Raw genomic sequence first — 20,562 nt, 5'->3', positions numbered from 1 at the left:
GGACAGTTCCGGTCCTAGCATGGACGGCATGCTGGAGACGTCGGCACGATTGTTGCGCTTGTTGTCGCTGTTGCAGGCCCCCAGGGAGTGGTCGGGCGGTGAGCTGGCCGAACGGCTCGGCGTCTCCCACCGTACGATCCGCCGCGACGTCGACCGGCTGCGCGAGCTCGGCTACGTCGTGGAGGCCACCCCGGGCACGGCCGGCTACCGGCTCGGCGCCGGGGCGGGGCTCCCGCCGCTGCTGCTCGACGACGACGAGGCGGTGGCGGTCGCCATCGGGCTCGGCACGGCGGCGGTCTCCGGCGTGACGGGGATCCAGGAGACGTCGGTGCGCGCTTTGGCCAAGCTCGAACAGGTGCTTCCGTCCCGGCTCCGGAGTCGCGTCGGCGACCTGCGCTCGGTCACGGTCCCGCTGACGGGGGCGGCGGAGGCCGTGGACCCGGGCGTGCTCACGGCGATCGCCGCGGCGGTCCGCCACCGGGAGAGCCTGCGGTTCGACTACCGCTCCCACGACGGCGCGCGGGATCGCCGTGGCGCGGAGCCGTACCGGCTGGTCAACTCCGGTCGCCGCTGGTACCTGGTGGCCTGGGACACCGGCCGGGGCGACTGGCGCACCTTCCGCGTCGACCGGATGCGGCTGCGCACCCCGAACGGGCCGCGCTTCACGCCCCGCGAGCCGCCCGGCCCCGACCTCGCCCGTTACGTCTCCGAGCGGATCTCCGTCGATCCCTACCGTTACCGGGGGCGGTTCACGGTGCGGGCTCCGGCCGACGTCGTCGCCGCCCGGATGCCGCCGACCATGGCGGTGATCGAGCCGGCCGACGACGGCTCCTGCGTGCTGTCCGCCGGCTCGAACTCCCTGGACGAGCTGGCGATGTGGGTGGGGCAGCTCGGCGTCCCGTTCGAGGTGCACGAACCGCCGGAGCTCGTCGCGCACGTCCGCGACCTCGGCGCCCGCCTCCTCGACGCCGCCCGCCCGGCGTGACCCGACGCCTTGGCGGGCGGGGCCGGGGTGGCGCGGCGCACCCCGCCCATGTCACACTCACTGTTATAGAACTCTTCCAAGAGTTATAGAACGAGGTGAGTGTGATGCCCAATCTGTCGCCATGGCGTGCGCCCGTCCCGGCGGACGGCCTGATGGGCGAGCCCGGCGCCCGGGGACGGTTCGGCGAGTACGGCGGCCGGTACGCCCCGGAGTCCCTGGTGGAGGCGTGCCGCGAGGTGGACGAGGCGTTCCGGGAGGCGTGGGCCGATCCCGGCTTCCGAGGCGCCCTGACCGAACTGCTCGCCCTGCACGCCGGACGGCCGACCCCGCTGACCCCGGCCCGCCGGCTGTCGCAGGAGCTGGGTGTGCGACTCCTCCTCAAGCGCGAGGACCTCACCCACACGGGCTCCCACAAGATCAACAACGTGCTGGGCCAGGCCCTGCTCGCCCAGCGGATGGGACGGCGCAGGCTCATCGCCGAGACGGGGGCGGGCCAGCACGGGGTGGCCACCGCGACCGCCGCCGCGCTGCTCGGCCTGGAGGCCACCGTCTTCATGGGCGAACGCGACATCGAACGGCAGAGCCTGAACGTCTTCCGCATGCGCATGCTGGGCGCCGAGGTGGTCCCCGTCAGCACCGGCAGCCGCACGCTCAAGGACGCCACCAGCGAGGCCATGCGCCACTGGGTCGGCGCCACCGGCGACTCCCACTACTGCGTCGGCTCGGTCATCGGGCCCGACCCCTACCCGTGGATGGTCAGGGAGTTCCAGCGGGTCATCGGCGACGAGGCCCGCGCGCAGTTCGCCGCCGAGCTGCGGACCGGCGTGCCGGACCACGTCGTCGCGTGCGTCGGCGGCGGCTCCAACGCGGCCGGCACGTTCGCCGGATTCGCCGACACCCCGGCGCGCTTCGTCGGCGTCGAGGCGGAGGGCGGCGCCGGGGCCACCCTCGGCAGTCTCGGCGTCCTGCACGGCTGCCGCTCGCTGTTCCTCCAGGACGACGACGGGCAGATCGTCGAGGCGCACTCCATCGCCGCCGGGCTCGACTACCCGGGCGTCGGCCCGGAGCACGCCCACCTGCGCGAGCTGGGCCGGGCCCGGTACGTGACGGTGACCGACGAGGAGGCCGTCGCCGCGGCGCTGCGGCTGGCGCGCACCGAGGGCATCGTCCCGGCGCTGGAATCGGCGCACGCCCTGGCCTGGGTGATCCGCGAGGCCGGCGGCGAACTGCCCGCGGGGTCGACCGTGCTGATGACGCTGTCCGGCCGGGGCGACAAGGACATCTCCACCCTGAAGGAGCTGCTGTGACGGACATCCTGACCCCCGGCACGGTCGAACGCCACCTGCGTGCCCGCCGCGACACCGGCCGCGCCCTGCTCATGCCGTACGTCACCGGGGGCGTCACGCCCGGCTGGACGCAGTACCTGCGGGCGTTCGCCGCAGCCGGCGCGGACGCCGTCGAGGTCGGCCTGCCCTTCTCCGACCCCACGCTCGACGGCGTCACCGTCCAGCAGGCGAGCGAGACGGCGCTGGCCCGGGGGGCGAGCACCCGCCGGATCCTCGCCGACCTGGCCGAGGTCCGGGACCTGGGCGTGCCGCTGGTCGCCAGCACCTACTACAACCTGGTGCTGCACGACGGTCCCGAGGCGTTCTGCGCGGCGCTGCGCCGGGCCGGCGTCGACGGCCTGATCGTGCCCGACCTGCCGGTGCACGAGGCCGACGAGCTGGCCGACGTGGCCGCCGCCGCCGGGGTCGACCTGGTCCTGCTGGCCTCCCCGGCGACGCCGGAGCCGAGGCTGGCCGAGATCGCGCGCCGCAGCCGCGGATTCGTCTACGCGGTGTCGGTGATGGGCACCACCGGCGAGCGGGCCACCCTGGCCGGCTCGGCGGCCGAGCTCACCGCGCGGCTCAGACGCCACACCGACCGGCCGATCTTGCTAGGATTTGGCATTTCCACGCCTGACCAGGCGCGGGAGGCCGGCCGGCACGCCGACGGAGTGGTGGTCGGCGCCGCGGTCATGCGGCGGGTGCTCGACGGAGCGGGGCCGGACGACCTGCGGGCCTTCCTCGCGACCCTGCGGAGGGCCCTCGACCAGGAGTGACGCACCACGATGACCCCCGATGCCGGGCACGAGGCGAGATACCGCGCCATCGCCGCCGACCTCGCCGCGAAGATCCGGTCGGGCCATTACGCCCCCGGCCAGGCGCTTCCTCCGCAACGGGAGCTGAGCGCCTCCTACGGGGTCACTCTCATGACGCTGCGCCAGGCGTTGCGCGAGCTCAGCGACGAGCGGCTGATCGTGCAGCGGCCCGGCAAGGGCACGTACGTGGCTCCGCCGCACCTGGCCTACCAGCTCGGCTCGCTCCGCAGCCTGGCCGACGACCTGCGGGAACAGGGTCATGACGTGCGTACCGTGGTGGCCGGGCGGGCGATGCGCCGGGCTCCCGACCGGATCGCCGCCGAGCTGCGGCTGCCGCCCGGCGAGACGGCCCTGCGGCTGGAGCGGGTCCGGGAGTTCGCCGGGCGTCCCGCCGTCCACCAGGTGTCCTGGGTGCGCAGGCCGATGGCCGACCAGATCCGCGACCGCGACTTCACCGCCGTCTCCCTCTACACCGCGCTCGCCGACGCCGGGGTGGCGGTCGCGCGGGCGTCGGAGGTGGTCCGGCCCGGACTGCTCGACCCGGCCGCCGCGCGCCGCCTGCACGAGCCCGAAGGCAGTGCCGTGCTGGTCAGCACCCGGATCACCTACCTGCCGGACGGCGTTCCTGTCGTGTCCGACCATGCCACCATCCTGGGCACCATGATGGAGATCCGGACCGAACGCGCCGCCACCGGGCTCTCGCTCACCTGGCGGGCGACCAGCTGACGCCTTCGCCTCACCGCAGGGCGGCGATGGCCTGGTCGGCGTTCTCGTGGAAGGAGAGCAGGCGGGTCAACCCCATGATCTTGAACGCGTGCTCGATGTCGGCGCTGAGCCCGGCCAGCGCCAGGCCGGCGTCCGCCTCCTGGGCCCGCTGGTGCGCGCCGACCAGCACGGAGATGCCGGTGGAGTCGCAGAACCGCAGCCCCGACATCTCGATCACCAGGCCGTCGCCCGGCGCGAGGCCGAGCTCGTCGAGGGCCTCGCGCAGGCGGGGGGAGGTGTGGTGGTCGAGGTCGCCGGCCACCTCCAGGATGCGGATGCGGCCGGAGGGCGGCCGGGTGGCGATGCTCAGACCGTGGTCGTGCTGCACTGGGGCTCCTCGGGAGAGACGCCCGTCGAGCGGGCGGGGACGGACAGGGCGAGCACGGCGGCGCTGACGTCCGGCTCCTTCCGCTCGCTCCGCCGGCGCATGCGCCGAGCAGGGGCGGAGGCCCGACCCCCGGAGTGGTCTGGCCTATTCTACCTACGGTCGAGGTGACGCCTGACCTGCCGGTCCACCGCATCGAAGGCGCCATCGCGGGCAGAGCACGTGGCGCACTCGCAGTCGAACCGAAGGGGGACCCGGATGACAGGCGACCACCACGGTGAGCCGGGACCGGCGGCGGCGGCCGGGGCCGGGATCTTCACCGTGGACGACGAGGTCGGCCGCGACCTGGCCGAGGTCGACTGGGAGGCGACCCCGCTGGGCCGCCCGGAGCAGTGGCCGCAGAGCCTCAAGACCGCGGTGAGCATCCTGCTGTCGTCCCGGTTCTCCATGTGGATGGCGTGGGGGCCGGAGCTGACGTTCTTCTGCAACGCCGCCTACCGCCGCGACACGCTGGGCCAGAAGTACCCGTGGGCGCTGGGCCGGCCGGCCGGCGAGGTGTGGGCGGAGATCTGGGAGGACATCGGCCCGCGGATCGACGCCGTCCTGTCCACCGGGAAGGCCACCTGGGACGAGGCGCTGCTGCTGTTCCTGGAGCGGGCCGGCTACCCGGAGGAGACGTACCACACCTTCTCCTACAGCCCGCTGCGCGACGACAACGGCTCGGTGGTCGGCATGCTCTGCGTGGTCAGCGAGGAGACCGAGCGGGTCATCGGCGAACGCCGCATGGCCACCCTGCGCGACCTCGGCTCCGACCCCAGCGTGGTGCGCACCGAGCAGGAGATGCTGACCTTCGCCTGCCGCCAGCTCGGCCGCAACCTCCAGGACCTCCCCTTCACCCTGACCTACCTGTTCGACGGCGACGGCCGGGCGCGGCTGGCCGGGGCGACGGGGCTGCCCGCCGGGCATCCGGCCGCCCCGGACACCGTCACGCCCGGCGACCCTGAGGCGGTGTGGCCGGCGCAGGCCCCGGCCCGCGGCGAGGCGGCGCTCGTGGCGCTCGACGCGGCCCCGTACACCGCGCTGCCGCCGGGGAACTGGCCGGAGCCGCCCACGCGGGCGCTGGTGGTGCCGCTGCTGCAACAGGGCGGCATGCCGTACGGGTTCCTGGTGGCCGCGCTCAACCGCTATCGCTCCCTGGACGACGCCTACCGCGGGTTCATCGAGCTGGCCGCCGGGCACGTCGCCACCGGCATCTCCTCGGCCCGCAGCTACCAGGCCCAGCAGCGGCGGGCCGAGGAGCTGGCCGAGCTCGACCGGGCCAAGACCGTCTTCTTCTCCAACATCAGCCACGAGTTCCGCACGCCGCTCACCCTGATCATGGGCCCGGTGCAGGAGTTGCGGAACACGCTGACCGGCGCGGCCCCCGAGGTGCGCCAGGACCTGGAGGTCGTCCACCGCAACGCCCTGCGGCTGGGCCGGCTGGTCAACACGCTGCTCGACTTCTCCCGGATCGAGGCCGGCCGCATGCAGGCCCGCTACGAGCCGGTCGACCTGGCGGTGGTGACCGCCGACCTGGCCAGCGTCTTCCGCTCGGCGGTCGACAAGGCCGGTCTGTCGTTCGAGGTGGACTGCCCGCCGCTGGACGAGCCGGTCTACGTCGACCGGACCATGTGGGAGAAGGTCGTGCTCAACCTGCTCAGCAACGCGCTGAAGTTCACCTTCGAGGGCTCGATCGCCGTCCGGGTGGGCGTGCGGGACGGCGGGGCCGTGGTGACCGTCTCCGACACGGGCATCGGCGTCCCGGCCGAGGAGCTGCCGCGCCTGTTCGAACGGTTCCACCGGATCGAGAGCGCCCGCTCGCGCTCCAACGAGGGCAGCGGCATCGGGCTGGCCCTCGTCCAGGAGCTGGTCGGCCTGCACGGCGGCGCCATCACCGCCGAGAGCGCCGAGGACGAGGGCACGACCTTCACCATCCGGCTGCCGTTCGGCGCCGGCCATCTTCCGCCCGGCAGTCTGATCCCGGCCCGCCCGGCGGACGCGGTCTCGGCCGGCGCCGAGCCGTTCGTGCAGGAGGCGCTGCGCTGGCTGCCCGAGGACGACACCGCCGCCGGGACGTCCTCCTCCGACATCTCGGCGGACGGCGGCGGCCCGCCGGGGCTGAGCGACGGCACGCCGGCCCGGGTGCTGATCGCCGACGACAACAGGGACATGCGCGAGTACCTCGTCCGGCTGCTCAAGGGCGCCGGTTACCAGGTCACCGCCGTCGGCGACGGACTCCAGGCGCTGGACGCCGTGCACGCCGACGAGCCCGACCTCGTGGTCAGCGACGTGATGATGCCGCGCCTGGACGGCCTGGCCCTGGTCGCGGCGCTGCGGGCCGATCCGCGCACCGCGGGGGTGCCCGTGCTGCTGCTGTCGGCCCGTGCCGGGCAGGAGGCCTCGATCGAGGGCCTGGAGGCGGGCGCGGACGACTACCTGGTCAAGCCGTTCTCGGCCGCCGAGCTGCTGGCGCGGGCGCGGGCCAACGTGGAGCTGGCGCGATTGCGCAACCACCACACCCGCTGGCGCAACGCCATGATCGACTCCTTGCAGGAGGCGTTCTTCGTCACCGACGCGGACGGCGCGGTGATCGAGATCAACTCCGCGTTCACCGACATCCTCGGCTACGGCCCCGAGGGTCTGCCCTACACCCCCCGGCACCCGTGGTGGCCGGAGGAGGAGAGCGCCCCGCAGGCCCACGCCCAGGTCGCCGCGGTGTTCGACCGGCTCGTCGGCGACGGCAGGGGCAGCGCGGTCATCCCCCTCACCCACCGTGACGGGCACCAGGTGTGGGTCGCCGTCACGTTCAACGCGGTCACCGACCCCGACACCCGCCGCCGCCGCGTCGTGGGCACCATGCGCGACGTGACCGCCGAGCACTACCTCGTGCAGCGCGAGAGCGCGCTGGCCGCGCTCAGCCTGCGGGTCTCGCAGGCCGACAACCTGAACGACGCCCTGGCCGGCGGGCTGGACGCGCTCCAGGAGGTCTGGCACGCCCGCCAGGTCACGGCCGTCGTCTGGGACGAGGACGGCGCCCGCGACCCGGTCGCCGCACCGTCCGGCCCCGGCTGGCGGGACCTGCCGGAGCAGGTGCGCGCCCGGCTCGCGGGCCTGCGCGGGCAGCCGCCCCTGCGGGCGGTCGCCTCCGAGGCCGACGGCGCCGGCATCACCCTGGAACATCCCAAGGGCCTGCTGGCCGTCTGGATCGACCTGGGACAGAACCGGCCGTTCACCCACGAGGACCAGACCCTGCTGGCGCTGCTGGCCGGACACCTGGGCCAAGGCCTGCACCGCGTGCACCACCTCGACCAGCAGCGGGAGGCGGCCGTGGCGCTCCAGCGCGCCATCCTCGGGCCGTCCCGGCTGCCCAGCGGCTTCGCCGTGCGCTACGAGCCGGCCACCCGCCCGCTGGAGATCGGCGGCGACTGGTACGACATCGTGCCGCTGTCCGAGGAGCGCATCGGGATCGTCGTCGGCGACTGCGTGGGGCGCGGGCTGGGGGCCGCGGCCGTCATGGGACAGCTGCGCAGCGCCTGCCGGGCCCTGCTGCTCCAGGACGCCGGGCCCGCCCAGGTGCTCACCGCGCTCGACCGGTTCGCCGCCCTCATCCCGGGCGCCAGGTGCACCACCGTCTTCTGCGGCGTCCTGGACACCGCCACCGGCGACCTCATCTACGCCAGCGCCGGGCATCCCCCCGGCATCCTGGCCCACGCCGACGGCACGACCGCGCTGCTGGAGGGCGGCCGTTCGACCCCGCTGGCCGTACGGTCCGCGCGCGGGCGCACGGAGGCCGGCTGCACCATGCCGCCCCGGTCCACGCTCCTGCTCTACACCGACGGGCTGGTCGAGCGGCGGCGGCGTCCGCTGACCGACGGCATCGGCGAGGCCAGCACCGCCGTCCAGGTCGGGCGGTCCACCCCGCTGGAGGAGCTGGCCGGCGCCGTCATGTCCTCCCTCGCCCCCGACGGCGGCTTCAACGACGACGTCGCGCTGCTGCTCTACCGCCAGCCCGCCCCGCTGGAGGTGGACTTCCCCGCCGAGTCCAGCCAGCTCGCCCCCGTCCGCTCGGCCCTGCGAGAGTGGCTGGCCCGCTGCCAGCTCGCCCCTTCGCAGGTGCAGAACGTGCTGGTGGCGGCGGGGGAGGCGTGCGCCAACGCGATCGAGCACGGCCACCGCGACGCCCCCGGCGCGACGATCCGCCTGCGGGCCGTCGCGACCCCGGGCGACCTGCGCCTCATCGTCGCCGACTCCGGCCGCTGGAAGCCTCCGGAGCCCGAGGCGAGCCTGCATCGGGGCCGGGGGGTGGCGCTCATGCGCGCCCTGATGAACGAGGTCACCATCAACTCCGGCGCGGCCGGCACCACCGTCGACATGCATGCGAGGATCAGCTCATGACCACCCCCCTGACCCTGGCGGCCTCGACGCGTCCCGACGGCATGCTGGTCGTCGCCGCCACCGGTGAGATCGACATGAGCAACGCCGGGGCCCTGGAGGAGGCGCTGATCAGGACCGGCGAGAGCATGGTGCTCGTCGACCTGCGCGGGGTGGAGTATCTGGACAGCGCGGGCCTGAGCGTCCTGTTCACGCACGCCCCGCGGATCCGGCTGGTCGCCAACCCGCTGCTCGAACCCGTCCTGACGATCGCGGGCTTCGCCGACGTGGCCGCCGTCGAGGAGATCACCTACGCCGAGCCGTCGCCGGACGGGCACGACGCCTGAGGAAGCAAGGACTTTCGGTCATCCGGCATGGCATCTGCGAGGGCTACAGGGTTTTGGCCTCGCAGGTAAGTGTGCGTCCGGGCCGCGGCGGGCATGGCCCGGACAGTCGGACCTTTCGGACAGGAGGCGGCCGGTGGAGCCCACGTCGCTGGAGACGCGTAGTGAGGTCCTGTTGACCGGCGAGGTGCGCCTGCCGGCCCGGCTGAGCATGACCGCTCTCCGGTCGATGCCGCAGCGCGAGACCACCGTCAGCTTCGAGTGCCGCAGCTCCGGACCGCGGCGCCACTACTTCGCCGGGCCGCTTCTCATCGACGTGCTCCAGGCGGCCGGGCCGCTGTTCGACCCCGACGAGCGCAAGAGCCGGCTGCGCTTCCTGGTCTCGGTGCTGGGCCGCGACGGCCACCGCGCGGTGTTGTCGTGGGGCGAACTCGACCCCGAGTTCGGCAACACGCCGGCGATGCTGGCCGTCGGCATGGACTGCCGGCCCCTCGACGACCAGGGGCCGCACCTGGTGATGCCGGGCGACCGGTGCGGCGGCCGGCACGTCAGCGGCGTCACCGGCATCAGGGTCTGCGTGGACGACCGACTATGGGAGCACCGTGCGTAGCCCGACGTACGGCGGGAGCTCGCTCATGCGGGGTAGGCGTGCGTCTCGGTGGCCTTGACCGAGGCCCAGATCCGCTGGCCGGGGGTCAGGTCGAGGTCGGCAACGGCGGCGGGGGTGATGTCGGCGAAGGCGGTGAGGGGGCCGTCGAGGTGCACGCGCACGTTGTCGCCGTGCCGTTCGAGACCCTCGATCCGGGCCTGCCAGAGGTTGCGCGGGCTGCCGTCGGGACGGCTGCGGTACAGCGCCACGGCGGCGGGCGGGAACGCCACGAACGCGGGCCCGTCCAGCTCCTCGGACGCGTGCAGCAGCACCTCGCCGACCTTGACCCCGGCGCCGTCGGCCACGCCGCGATAGAGGTTGAGCCCGACCAGGCGGGCCACGTAGTCGGTGCGCGGATGGCGGGCGACCTCGGCCGGCGAGCCCTCCTGGACGACCGCGCCGCCCTCGATGACGATCAGCCGGTCGGCCAGCACCATCGCGTCGAGGGGGTCGTGGGTGACCAGCACGGTCGCGCCGTCGAAGTCGGCCAGGTGGCGGCGGAGCTGGGAGCGGATCTCCAGCCGGGTGTGGGCGTCGAGCGCGGCCAGGGGCTCGTCCAGCAGCAGCAGCTCGGGCCGTACGGCCAGCGCGCGGGCGAGCGCGACCCGCTGCGCCTGGCCGCCCGACAGCCGCCGGGGCCTGGCGGCGGCGTGGGCGGCCAGGCCGACGCGCTCCAGCAGGGCGGCGGCGATCCGGCGGGCCTCGGCCTTGGGCACGCCCTGGCAGCGCGGCCCGAAGGCGACGTTGTCGAGCGCCGACAGGTGCGGGAAGAGCAGGTAGTCCTGGAAGACCATGCCGATCGGACGGTCCTCGGCGGGCAGCGTGTGCAGCGGCGCGCCGCGCAGGCCGATGTGCCCGGCGGTCATCGGGGTGAGCCCGGCCAGGGCGCGCAGGGCGGTGGTCTTGCCCGCGCCATTGGGGCCGAGCAGCGCCACCACCTCCCCGGCGGCGACCCGCAACGCGACGTCGAGGGTGAAGGCGGGCCGGGTGACGACCAGGTGGGCGTCGAGGGTCATGGCGTGCTCACCCACCGGTCGCGCAGGCTCGCCAGGATGACCACCGAGACGGCCAGCAGCACCAGGCTGAGCACGATCGCCGCCTCCGGCTCGGTCTCCAGCGCCAGGTAGACGGCCAGCGGCATCGTCCGGGTCGTGCCGGGGAAGTTGCCGGCGAACGTGATCGTCGCCCCGAACTCGCCCAGCGCCCGCGCCCAGCACAACACGGCCCCGGCCACCACGCCCGGCATGACCATGGGCAGCGTCACCCGCCGGAACACCGTCCAGCGGGAGGCGCCGAGCGTCGCGGCGGCCTCCTCGAAACGCTGGTCGGCGCCGCGCAGGGCGCCCTCCACGCTGATCACCAGGAAGGGCATCGCGACGAACGCCTCGGCGACGATCACCCCCGCCGTCGTGAACGGCAGCGAGATGCCGAAGGCGGACTCCAGCCACTGCCCGGCCAGGCCGCGCCGGCCCAGCACCAGCAGCAGCGCCACCCCGCCGACCACCGGCGGCAGCACCAGCGGCACGGTGACCAGCGCGCGCACCAGCCGCCGCCCCGGGAACGACACCCGGGCCAGCAACCAGGCCAGCGGCACGCCGAGCAGCAGGCAGAAGGCCGTGGCGACGGTGGCACAGACCAGCGAGAGCCGCAGCGCCTCCAGCACCTGCGGCTCGGCCAGCCGCTGGAGCAGCGTGGACCAGGGGGCCCGGATCAGCAGCCCGGCCAGCGGCAGCACCAGGAACGCCAGCCCCGCCAGCGCGGGCACGACCAGCATCCACGGCGCCCGCCCGGCGATCTCGCGGCCCGTGGCGGGCCCGCCACGCGGGTCCGCCACGGGCCGTCCGGACGGAGAGGTCACGGGGCCTCGAAACCGGCCTTGGTCAGCACGTCCTTGCCCTGCGGGGACAGCACCAGGTCGACGAACTGCTTGGCCAGGTCGGCGGCCGGTACCTTGGTCAGAGCGGCGATCGGGTAGTCGTTGATCGCCTGGCCGGCCTCGGGGAAGTCGATGCCGGTCACCTTGCCGCCGGAGGCGATCACGTCGGTCCGGTAGACCAGGGCGGCGTCCACCTCGCCCAGCTGCACCTTGGTGAGCGTGGCCTTGACGTCCTGCTCCAGGGTCACCGGCTTGACCGTGAGGCCGGCCGCGCCGAGCGCCTTGACGGCGGCGGCGCCGCACGGCACCTGCTCGGCGCAGAGCGCCACCTTCACCTTCGGGTCGGCCAGGTCCTTCAGCTCGTCGACCTTGGCCGGGTTGTCGGCCGGCACCGCGATCTGCAACTTGTTGCGGACGAAGGTGGTCGGCGCGCCCGCCAGGGAGGCGTCGGTGACCGGCTTCATGGTGGCGGGGCTGGCCGCGGCGAACACGTCGGCCGGGGCGCCCTGGACGATCTGCTGGGCCAGGGTGGCGCTGGAGCCGAAGTTGAACTTCACCGTCGTGCCCGGATGGGCGCTCTCGAAGCTCCTGCCGAGCTCGGTGAACGTGCCGGTCAGCGACGCCGCCGCGAACACCGTCAGCTCTCCGCCGCCCGCCGACGACGCGGGGGCCGAGGAGGCGGACGTGGCCGGCGTGCCGGAGCCGCAGCCGGCCAGGCCCGCCAGCGTGACCGCGACGGGCAGGGCGATCGCCCATCGGGAAAGACGCCTGAACTTCAAGGGGGGCTCCTCACACCTGAGTGGCCACGCGTTCGTGGCCGGGGATCTCCACGACGACGTTGGTGGACTTGATCACGGCGACCGCCACCACCCCCACCTCCAGGCCCAGCTCGTCGGCCGCCTGGCGGCTCATCAGCGACACCACCCGGAACGGCCCGGCGGCGATCTCCACCTGGGCCATCACCGCGTCGCGGATCACCTCGGTCACGATCCCGCGGAAGCGGTTGCGCGCCGAGGAGCGCCCGCCCTCGCCGTCGGCCTCGATCTGCGAACGGGCGAAGGCCGCCAGATCGGCACCGTCGACCCGCCGGTGGCCGTGCTCGTCGCGCCCGGCCGCCAGCCGGCCCGCGTCGACCCACCGGCGGACGGTGTCGGAGCTGACCCCGAGCAGCGCCGCGGCCTCGCTGATCCGAAACGTCGTCACAAGCCCACACCCTACCTTCCGCATATTCCACCCTGAAGCCCGGTCAGGCCATGCAACAGCGGCCTGATCGCCGGGTGTGCCCTGGCATCCACGAGAGCACACCCGGCGACCGCGTCCGTCACTGCCGCCGGACCATCTTCCCCTCTCGCTCAGCGGGGCGTGACGCTCGCGGACGACCTGTGGGCCAGGGCCGCCACGGCCAGGGCCGCGACCACCAGCAGCGCGCTGACCCACAGCGCGGACCGGTAGCCGAGCCCGGCGGCGATGGCCGCGCCGCCGAGGGCCGGGCCGGCGGTGGCCCCGACGTTGAGCGCGGCGGTGGCGAAGGAACCGCCGAGCGAGGGCGCTGCGGCCGCCGCGTACAGGACGCGGGCGATCAGGGTCGAGCCGACCGCGAAGGACAGCGCCCCCTGGACGAAGACGAGCACGAACACCGCGACCGGATGGCCCGCCGCGTACGCGAAGAGCGCCCAACCGACCGGAAGGGCGAGCCCGCCCGCGACGAGGACCAGCGCCGGGCGAGTGTCGGACAAGCGGCCGGCGGCGGTCACCCCGGCGAACGACCCCAGCCCGAACAGCGCCAGCAGCACCGGAACCCACCCCTCCGAGAACCCGCTCACCTCGGTGACCAGCGGCGACAGGAAGGTGAAGGTGCAGAAGGTGGCGGCGTTGACCAGCGCGCCGAGCGTCAGCGCGACCGCCAGGCGCGGCTCGCGCAGCGCGCGCAGCTCCTGCCGGGCGCGGGGGCGGGCCGTCTCCTGCCCGCCGCCCGGCACCGACCGCACGACGGCGAGGACGGCCGGCAGCGAGATCAGGGCCACCGCCCAGAACGCCGACCGCCAGCCGAACGCCTGGCCGAGCACGGCCCCGGCGGGCACCCCGGCAACGCACGCCAGCGTGATCCCGCCGACCAGGACGGACGTGGCCCGCCCCTTGGCGTCCGGCGCGACCATGCCGGCCGCCGTGGCCAGGCCCACGGCGAGGAAACCGGCGTTGGCCAGCGCCCCGAGGACACGGGTGACCAGCAGCACGGCGAAGTCATCGGTGAGCGCGCCCACGACGTGCACGAGCACGAACGCGACGAGGAAGACGAGCAGGGACTGCCGGCGCGGCCGGCGCAGGCTGAGCAGCGCCATGAGCGGCGCCCCGACGACCATGCCCGCGGCGAACGCGGACGTCAGCGCGCCGGCGGCCGGGACGGACACGCCCAGGTCGGCGGCGATGGCCGGGACCAGCCCGGACAGCATGAACTCCGACGTTCCCTGGGCGAACACGGCCAGCCCGAGAACGTAGATGGCGAAAGGCACGAGCGGAACTCCAAGAGCTGCACGAAGGAACGCGGCGCGCCGGCGGCACAGCAGGGCGCGGGCGCTACCGCGAAGGGGAGAGGCCCGGGTTCGACGCCACGACGGTGGCGGAACGCCCGGGAGGAATCGGTCCGTGCGAAGGTGATCCGGTGACGGGAGGGCGCGCGGTCTCAGCGACGGCGCTGCCGTTTGACATCACGAGAAGCCACCGACGATCGGTGGCTAGAGTCTTGACGCCTCGGGACCGGACATGCGCCCTACCCTAATCCAAGATCACGGAACCCGTCCACCGGGATTCCCGTGGCCTCACGCCGTCTCGGCGCTGAGAGCCTGGGCCACGGGCCGGCGGGCGGCCAGCCGCGCGGGCAGGGCGGTGCACGCCATGGTCGCCAGGAGGGTGGCGAGCGCGGCGCCGACCAGCCAGGAGGAGGGGGCCGGCACCGAGTTCCCGGCGGCGAAGAGCGAGAGCAGGCCCAGCCCCAGGGGGATGCCGGCGACGGCGCCGGGCAGGCTGGGCAGGAGTTGGGCGGCGGACAGCCCCGCGGCGACCTGCCCGGGGGTGGCGCCGAGCGTGCGCGCGACGGCCAGGTTGGCGCGGGCCTCCATGGCCGTGGTCCAGGTGAGCGTGATGGTGTTGACGACGGCGAGGGCGATCAGCAAGACGGTGACGGCGAGCATCAGCCGGCGGTCCTGCTCGCCGCGCAGGTTGGGCAGGACGGAGGAGCCGTCCAGGCCGTAGCCCCGCTCGGGCTGGGCGTGCAGGGTCAGCAGGGCGACGACCGCGATCACCGTGGTGGCGGTGGAGCACGCCTGGAGCACAGCCCGGCCGGGCCTGCGGGCGGTCAGCCGCAGGCCGAGCAGGAGCGGCGTGGGCAGCAGCGCCGACAGCGCGGTGAGCCAGGGCCGATGACGCGACGGGCGCGCGGTCGCGGACAGCGCCGTGACGGTCGCCGTCCGCATGGCTCGCAACGTGGGACGCAGCGTGGACAGCACCGCCACCGCCACGGCGAGGACGGTCGCGGTGACGACGGGAGCGCCGCCGAGCTCGGCCGCGTCGCCGATCCGGCTGGCCGTGGGGCTGGCCAGGCCGGGCGCGGCCAGGCGGGCGATCACCAGCCCCAGCGCGTCGCCGGCCAGCGCCAGCGCCAGGTATTCGGTGAGCAGGACGGTGGCGATCAGCCCCGGCCCGGCGCCGACGGCCTTGAGCAGCCCGGCCCGGCGCGTCTGCTCGACGGCGCGCCCCGCGGCCAGCGCCGCCACGCCGGTGACGGCCAGGAAGCTGAGCAGCCAGCTCCCGACCACCAGGATCGGCCGGCTGTCCTTGAGGATGACGGTGTCCTGCGTGGCCGTGAACTGCCAGGAGTGGAAGTCGACCCGGACGTCGGGGTCGCGGTGGGCCTCGCGGAACGCCTCGGTCGCGGCGGGGTCGCGCAGCTTGAGGTCGATGGCCGTGGTCACCGGGAGCCGCCGGGAGGAGGCCAACGTGCGGGCGTCCGACCGGGTCATCCAGGCCAGGCCGCCGGAGTCGCTGGGGCCGCCGCCGGGGCCGATCTGCGCCGCCCACGGGTAGATCGAGGTGGCCGCGGTGACGGCGATCCCGACGACCGGGTACGACCGGCCGGCGATGGTGACGCGGTCGCCGACGCCGACGCCCAGGGCGGTGGCGAAGCCGCGTTCCAGGACGGTGCCGCCGGGACTCACCCAGCGGCCCGAGGTCACCAGCGGCCGGTCGACCGCGCCGGGCCGCTCGGCGAAGCCGTGCACCACCACCCCGGACGACGTCGAACCGCGCGTGGTGAGGTCGGCGTGGACGATGCGGTAGGGGCCGTGGGCGGCGACCACGGCGGGGTCGTCGGCCAGCGCGGCCAGGGCCGAGGTCGCCGCGCGACCCGTGTCGCCGGACAGCGCGACCACGTCCGGTCCGGCGGTGGCCGCGCGGGTCTGCTCGTACATCGACCGGCTCGCGTCGCCCAGGGACAGGCCCAGGGCCATCGTGGCGGTGGCCACGGTCACCGCGAGCAGCAGCATCAGGGCCTGGGCCCGGTGCCGGCTCAGGTCGGCCAGCACCAGACGGGCGACCAGGACGACGGCGCCCATGACGTTCAGCCCTCCAGCCCGATCAGCCCGCCGAGCCCGCCGAGCCCGTGCGGGTGGGCGGCGGCCAGGTGGGTGTCGTCGACGAACATGCCGTCGCGCATCGAGACCAGCCGGTCGGCGGTGGCCGCCACCCGCTCGTCGTGCGTGACGATCACGAGGGTCTGGCCGCCGGCACGCAGCTCCTCGAAGATCCTCAGCACGTCGAGGGTGGCGGCGGTGTCGAGGTTGCCGGTGGGCTCGTCGGCCAGCACGACCAGCGGCTCGTTGACCAGCGCGCGGGCGACGGCGATCCGCTGGCGCTGGCCGCCGGACAGCTGCGAGGGCAGGTGCCGGGCGCGCGCGGCCAGCCCGACCCGTTCCAGCAGCAGGGCCGCGCGCCGCCTGGCCTGGCGGCGCGAGCGGCCGGCCAGCAACGCGGGCAGCTCGACGTTCTCGGCCGCCGACAGCTCCTCCACCAGGTGGAACGCCTGGAAGACGAACCCGACGGACCGGCGCCGCAGGCGGGCCAGGGCCCGCTCGCTCAGCGTGTCGATGCGCCGCCCGGCCAGCCACACCTCGCCGCCGGTGGGCCGTTCCAGGCCGCCCAGCAGGTGCAGCAGGGTCGACTTCCCGCAGCCGCTGGGGCCCATCACCGCCAGCGTCTGCCCTTGGGGCACCTCAAGGTCGACCTCGTCCACCGCGCGGACCCGGCTCTGCCCTTGACCGTGGGTTCTCACCAGGCCGCGGGCCCGTATCGCGTTCATGCGCCCTCGAATTCGTCGTCGCGCCCGGACCAGGACCGTTCGCAGGCGTCGAGCCAGCGCAGGTCGGCCTGCAACCGCAGCACGACCCCTTCCAGCAGCAGGCCGGCGGGCGATCCGGGCGGCTCGGCCAGCGCCGCCCGCTGGACCTCGCGCAGGCGGCGCAGCAGCTCACGGCGCTGGGCCGCCACCAGCTCGACCGGGTCGGCGAGCCGGGCCGCCGCGGCGGCGGCGAGCTTGAGATGGAACTCCGCCAGGTCCGGTTTCGGCCAGCCCACCTCGGCCAGCCAGGCGGCCACCCGCCGCTGGCCGTCGGGGGTCAGCGCGTAGACCTTGCGGTCGGGCCGCTCGGGCAGGCCGTCGGCCCGTTCGCAGACGACGAGCCCGGCCTTCTCCAGCCTGGCCAGGGTCACGTAGATCTGGCCGGGGTTCATCGACCCGCCCAGCGGGCCGAGGCTGCGCCGCAGGCGGTCGCGCAGGGCGTAGCCGTGCGACGGCTCCTTGGCGAGCATCGCCAGCACCGCGTCCTGCACGGCCTCACCCCCTAACGGTTAGCCAATAGATAGCGGTTAGCTGTAGGAGGTGTCAAAGCCTAGGTGGCCGGTCGCGGCTTGATGATCCACAGGCCCAGGCCGTACATCGCCAGGCCGAGCAGGACGAACCCGGCGGCGACCGGGTAGCGCAGCCCGGACGGCATGTAGGTGGCCAGGAACCAGGAGTGACGCAGCATGTCGCCGGACACGAAGAAGGCCGCGACGATGCCCTGCGGGACCAGCGGGATGGCGCCGAAGCCGAAGCACCACCAGACGAGCGTGCGCCGCGTCTTGGACAGCTGGTCGAAGCGGGACGCCACGGAGGCCCGCTGCCTGCGGCCGGTGCGCATCAGGTCCAGCAGCTCGGGGCCCTGGGCGCGCAGGCGACGTTCGGCGAGCAGGCCGAAGCCCCAGGCGCACAGCGCCCCGGTCAGGACGCCGACGGCCACGCCCGCCCAGCCGTACCGCAGCGCGACCAGCGCCGCGGGCAGTCCGGTGACGAGCACCAGGGCGAGCGTCAGGTAGGCCAGCCCGGTCAGGCCGCTGTCGTCCTCGCTGGTGCGCAGCGGGTTGCCCGCGCGGCGGTGGGGGTCGGTGCCGGGGACGAGCCCGTAGACCGAGATCAGCGGCACCAGCCCGGCCGCGCCGCCCAGCAGGGCCGCCAGCAGCGCCAGGACCAGCGGCCAGGGACCGCCGGTGATCGAGGTGAACGCGACGGTCAGCACGACCCCCACCGGCGCCTGCGCCGCGAGCCAGGCGAGCTGCCGGCCGCGCACGTCGCTCGCGCCGGGGGTCATCACGGTCAGCCACAGCGCGGTGCCGTCGGCGCCGTACTGGTTGGCGGCCATGGCGGCGGCCATCACGACGAAGATCGGGCCGGCGTACGGCAGCATGCCGTTCCAGCCGACGATCAGCGGGACGGCGGCGAAGCAGACGGCGTACGACAGCGCGAACGTGAGCTGGTGGCTGCGCACCAGGTCACGCGACCAGGTGCGCAGCTCCTTGGCGATGATCGCGCCGTTGGCGGTGGCGGCCGTCATCGGGCGCCGGCTCCGCCCGGAGGGTTGCCGCGCCCCCGCGCGCCGGCCCAGCAGCACGGCCCACGCGCCCAGGAGCAGGAGAGTCAGGAGCGCCAGCGCGCCCAGCGCCCACCACTCGCCCTGGACGGCCAGCAGCCCCCACCCGGAGGGCAGATACCGGACGACGGAGGGCACGCCGGTCTCGCCGAAGGCGACGAAGAAGATCCAGATCTGCCCGAGCGCCGCCAGGATCGCGCCGTTGAGCATGCCCGAGGCGATCGCGCCCGACCGGGTGCGCAGCGCCTGCCCGACCACCGCCACGGCGAGCTTCGACAGCAGGACGAACACGGCCAGTTGCAACACCATCGCGGGCACGGCCACCAGGGCGTTCGGCAGCCCGATCAGCGCGCCCGCGACCGGCAGGCCGGCCAGCGCGACCAGGCTGACCAGCGGCGCGACGCCGACGAAGGCCGCCACCAGCAGCCCGGTCGCCAGGCGGCGCGGCGGCAGGCCGAGCATGGTGAAGTACTCGGGCCGCAACGTCTCGTCGCCGCCGCCCATGAAGACCGGGCCGAGTATCCAGCCCAGCAGCCAGATGGCGTAGGCGGCGGCCAGCAGGTCGGGGTCGGTGAAGGCCAGGTAGATCGTCCCGGCCGCGAGCAGCGAGCCCAGGGTGGCGCCCGTGCTCGCGGTCTGGGCCCGGGTGCCCCGGAAGGCGTGCCGCAGGATGGCGACCTTCATCCGGGCCATGGTGAGAGTGGTCAGCGCGACAGCCACGACAGCTCCTTCACGCCGTTGTCGTCGTTGCCGACGAGGGCGACGAAGGTGTCCTCCAGCGAGCGGCCGCCGCGGACCTCGTCCAGGGGGCCGGACGCCGCCACCGTGCCCTTGTCGATCACCGCGACCCGGTCGCAGAGCTGCTCCACCAGCGCCATGACATGGCTGGACAGCACGATCGAGCCGCCGCCCGCGACGAACCCGCGCAGCATGCGCTTGATCGTGGCGGCCGAGACCGGGTCGACCGCCTCGAACGGCTCGTCCAGCACGAGCAGCCGGGGGGCGTGCAGCAGCGCGGTGGCCAGGCCGATCTTCTTGCGCATGCCGGTGGAGTACTCGATGACCAGTGTCGTCTCGGCGCCGTCCAGCTCCAGGACGGTCAGCAGCTCGTCGGCGCGCCGGGCCACCTCGTCCTTGGGCAGGCCGCGCAGCAGGCCGAGGTAGGTGAGCACTTCGCGCCCGGTCAGCCGTTCGGGCATGGCCATGCCGTCGGGCAGCACGCCGACCAGGGCCTTGGCCTGCTCCGGAGCCGCCCAGACGTCCTCGCCGAAGATCCGGGCGCCGCCCGCGTCGGGACGCAGCAGGCCGACGGCCATGGACAGGGTGGTGGTCTTGCCGGCGCCGTTCTGGCCGACGAGTCCGAAGAAGGAACCCTGGGGGACGGTGAGGTCGATCGCGTCGACGGCGACCTTGTCACCGAATCTCTTGGTCAGCCCACTGATATCCAGCGCCGGTGTCATGGCGTTCTCCTGGTGGCGAGGGTGAAGATGGTGGCCAGTTCGGCGGCGAGGGCGCTGACGTCGTAGTCGGGGTCCTTCAGCAGGTAGCTCGGTACGGCGTCGATGGCGCCGCGGATCGCGATCGCCATCGGCCGCAGCTCGAACCGCCGGAACTCACCGGTCTGCTGACCCCAGGCCAGCAGCTTCTCGATGTCGGCGATGGCGCTGCCCTGCTGGCCCGCGTAGGGCCCGTCACGGTCGTGGACGACGATCTCCACGAGCGCCAGCAGGGGTTTGCGGTGCAGGCGCATGAATTCGAGGTTCGTCTCGAAGTACACGCGCAGTGCGTCGGTGGCGGAGGTCTGCGCCAGGATGCGCGGCAGCATCAGGTCGGTCGCGAGCTTGGCGGCGTGCGCGACGACCGCCTCGATCAGCTCGTCCTTGCTGCCGAAGTAGTACGCGATCAGACCCGGCGTGATGCCGGCGAGCTTGGCGATCTTCGCCATCGACGCCTGCTGGTAGCCCAGCGTCGCCAGAGCCTCGACGGCGCAGTCGATGATCTGCGCCCGCCGGTTCTCCTCGACGAAGGTCCGTCCTCCTGATGGCATGTTCAAAACATTAAACGGTCATTCAATGCTTGGCAAAGTCCAACCCTGGAACGCCGTACGGCAGC

The 20,562-nt window shown here is 74.1% G+C and carries 20 protein-coding genes; 7 read left to right on the top strand and 13 right to left on the bottom strand.

Annotated elements, in window-relative coordinates:
* Positions 1–28 precede the first annotated feature (28 nt).
* From ACIA8R_RS32190 to ACIA8R_RS32175, 4 genes are all read left to right on the top strand, one after another.
* On the top strand, positions 29–985 hold the full coding sequence (locus ACIA8R_RS32190; RefSeq protein ID WP_397041770.1) for a helix-turn-helix transcriptional regulator: 957 nt from the start codon (positions 29–31) through the stop codon (positions 983–985).
* 104 nt (positions 986–1,089) lie between these two features.
* Positions 1,090–2,292 (top strand): tryptophan synthase subunit beta, encoded by a 1,203-nt coding sequence (gene trpB, locus ACIA8R_RS32185; RefSeq protein ID WP_397041769.1) that lies wholly within the window; start codon positions 1,090–1,092, stop codon positions 2,290–2,292.
* Positions 2,289–3,086, top strand: coding sequence for a tryptophan synthase subunit alpha (gene trpA / locus ACIA8R_RS32180; protein ID WP_397041768.1), 798 nt, complete (start codon positions 2,289–2,291; stop codon positions 3,084–3,086). Before trpB ends, trpA begins: the two co-directional genes overlap by 4 nt.
* Before the next feature lie 9 nt (positions 3,087–3,095).
* Positions 3,096–3,851 carry a GntR family transcriptional regulator gene (locus ACIA8R_RS32175; RefSeq protein WP_357699549.1) on the top strand — a complete coding sequence of 252 codons (756 nt, stop codon included), beginning with the start codon at positions 3,096–3,098 and terminating at the stop codon, positions 3,849–3,851.
* A gap of 10 nt (positions 3,852–3,861) precedes the next feature.
* On the opposite strand, the gene ACIA8R_RS32170 is transcribed toward ACIA8R_RS32175, so the two are convergent.
* Together ACIA8R_RS32170 and ACIA8R_RS32165 are read right to left on the bottom strand one after the other, a co-directional pair.
* Positions 3,862–4,218 (bottom strand): STAS domain-containing protein, encoded by a 357-nt coding sequence (locus tag ACIA8R_RS32170; protein WP_397041767.1) that lies wholly within the window; start codon positions 4,216–4,218, stop codon positions 3,862–3,864.
* Positions 4,197–4,319: a hypothetical protein gene (locus ACIA8R_RS32165; protein WP_357699553.1), complete on the bottom strand. Its 123-nt coding sequence runs from the start codon at positions 4,317–4,319 to the stop codon at positions 4,197–4,199. Before ACIA8R_RS32165 ends, ACIA8R_RS32170 begins: the two co-directional genes overlap by 22 nt.
* Before the next feature lie 154 nt (positions 4,320–4,473).
* Here ACIA8R_RS32165 and ACIA8R_RS32160 point away from each other — a divergent pair, with 154 nt between their 5' ends.
* The 3 genes from ACIA8R_RS32160 (at position 4,474) to ACIA8R_RS32150 (ending at position 9,579) form a co-directional block, all read left to right on the top strand.
* Positions 4,474–8,649 carry a SpoIIE family protein phosphatase gene (locus ACIA8R_RS32160; RefSeq protein ID WP_397041766.1) on the top strand — a complete coding sequence of 1,392 codons (4,176 nt, stop codon included), beginning with the start codon at positions 4,474–4,476 and terminating at the stop codon, positions 8,647–8,649.
* A complete protein-coding gene (locus ACIA8R_RS32155; protein WP_397041765.1) occupies positions 8,646–8,972 on the top strand; it encodes an STAS domain-containing protein in 327 nt (108 codons plus the stop codon). The genes ACIA8R_RS32160 and ACIA8R_RS32155 overlap by 4 nt, the downstream gene beginning before the upstream one ends.
* Positions 8,973–9,105: 133 nt before the next feature.
* A complete protein-coding gene (locus ACIA8R_RS32150; protein WP_364091904.1) occupies positions 9,106–9,579 on the top strand; it encodes a hypothetical protein in 474 nt (157 codons plus the stop codon).
* Positions 9,580–9,602: 23 nt separating this feature from the next.
* On the opposite strand, the gene ACIA8R_RS32145 is transcribed toward ACIA8R_RS32150, so the two are convergent.
* The 11 genes from ACIA8R_RS32145 to ACIA8R_RS32095 form a co-directional block, all read right to left on the bottom strand.
* Positions 9,603–10,634: an ABC transporter ATP-binding protein gene (locus ACIA8R_RS32145; RefSeq protein ID WP_364091906.1), complete on the bottom strand. Its 1,032-nt coding sequence runs from the start codon at positions 10,632–10,634 to the stop codon at positions 9,603–9,605.
* Complete coding sequence (locus ACIA8R_RS32140; protein ID WP_397042023.1) at positions 10,631–11,392, bottom strand: ABC transporter permease; 762 nt, start codon at positions 11,390–11,392, stop codon at positions 10,631–10,633. Before ACIA8R_RS32140 ends, ACIA8R_RS32145 begins: the two co-directional genes overlap by 4 nt.
* A gap of 80 nt (positions 11,393–11,472) precedes the next feature.
* Positions 11,473–12,273 (bottom strand): molybdate ABC transporter substrate-binding protein, encoded by an 801-nt coding sequence (gene modA, locus ACIA8R_RS32135; RefSeq protein ID WP_397041764.1) that lies wholly within the window; start codon positions 12,271–12,273, stop codon positions 11,473–11,475.
* A gap of 10 nt (positions 12,274–12,283) precedes the next feature.
* Complete coding sequence (locus ACIA8R_RS32130) at positions 12,284–12,697, bottom strand: helix-turn-helix transcriptional regulator (protein ID WP_357699565.1); 414 nt, start codon at positions 12,695–12,697, stop codon at positions 12,284–12,286.
* Positions 12,698–12,846: 149 nt separating this feature from the next.
* A complete protein-coding gene (locus ACIA8R_RS32125; RefSeq protein ID WP_364091910.1) occupies positions 12,847–14,004 on the bottom strand; it encodes a Cmx/CmrA family chloramphenicol efflux MFS transporter in 1,158 nt (385 codons plus the stop codon).
* Positions 14,005–14,310: 306 nt separating this feature from the next.
* Positions 14,311–16,101, bottom strand: a complete 1,791-nt coding sequence (locus ACIA8R_RS32120; protein WP_397041763.1) for an FtsX-like permease family protein — start codon at positions 16,099–16,101, stop codon at positions 14,311–14,313.
* Positions 16,102–16,106: 5 nt separating this feature from the next.
* Positions 16,107–16,844, bottom strand: coding sequence for an ABC transporter ATP-binding protein (locus ACIA8R_RS32115; protein WP_357699571.1), 738 nt, complete (start codon positions 16,842–16,844; stop codon positions 16,107–16,109).
* Positions 16,841–17,374: a PadR family transcriptional regulator gene (locus tag ACIA8R_RS32110; RefSeq protein WP_357699573.1), complete on the bottom strand. Its 534-nt coding sequence runs from the start codon at positions 17,372–17,374 to the stop codon at positions 16,841–16,843. The genes ACIA8R_RS32115 and ACIA8R_RS32110 overlap by 4 nt, the downstream gene beginning before the upstream one ends.
* A gap of 59 nt (positions 17,375–17,433) precedes the next feature.
* Positions 17,434–19,170 (bottom strand): hypothetical protein, encoded by a 1,737-nt coding sequence (locus ACIA8R_RS32105; protein ID WP_397041762.1) that lies wholly within the window; start codon positions 19,168–19,170, stop codon positions 17,434–17,436.
* A complete protein-coding gene (locus ACIA8R_RS32100; RefSeq protein WP_397041761.1) occupies positions 19,155–19,910 on the bottom strand; it encodes an ABC transporter ATP-binding protein in 756 nt (251 codons plus the stop codon). The genes ACIA8R_RS32105 and ACIA8R_RS32100 overlap by 16 nt, the downstream gene beginning before the upstream one ends.
* The gene (locus ACIA8R_RS32095; RefSeq protein ID WP_357699579.1) at positions 19,907–20,497 is read right to left on the bottom strand and encodes a TetR/AcrR family transcriptional regulator; all 591 of its coding nucleotides are present in this window, start codon (positions 20,495–20,497) and stop codon (positions 19,907–19,909) included. The genes ACIA8R_RS32100 and ACIA8R_RS32095 overlap by 4 nt, the downstream gene beginning before the upstream one ends.
* Positions 20,498–20,562: the final 65 nt, after the last annotated feature.

The organism is Nonomuraea sp. NPDC051191, assembly GCF_044455665.1.
Lineage (GTDB): Bacteria > Actinomycetota > Actinomycetes > Streptosporangiales > Streptosporangiaceae > Nonomuraea.
Note: the sequence above shows the minus strand (reverse complement) of the source record. Positions and strands in the feature narration are given on the sequence as shown.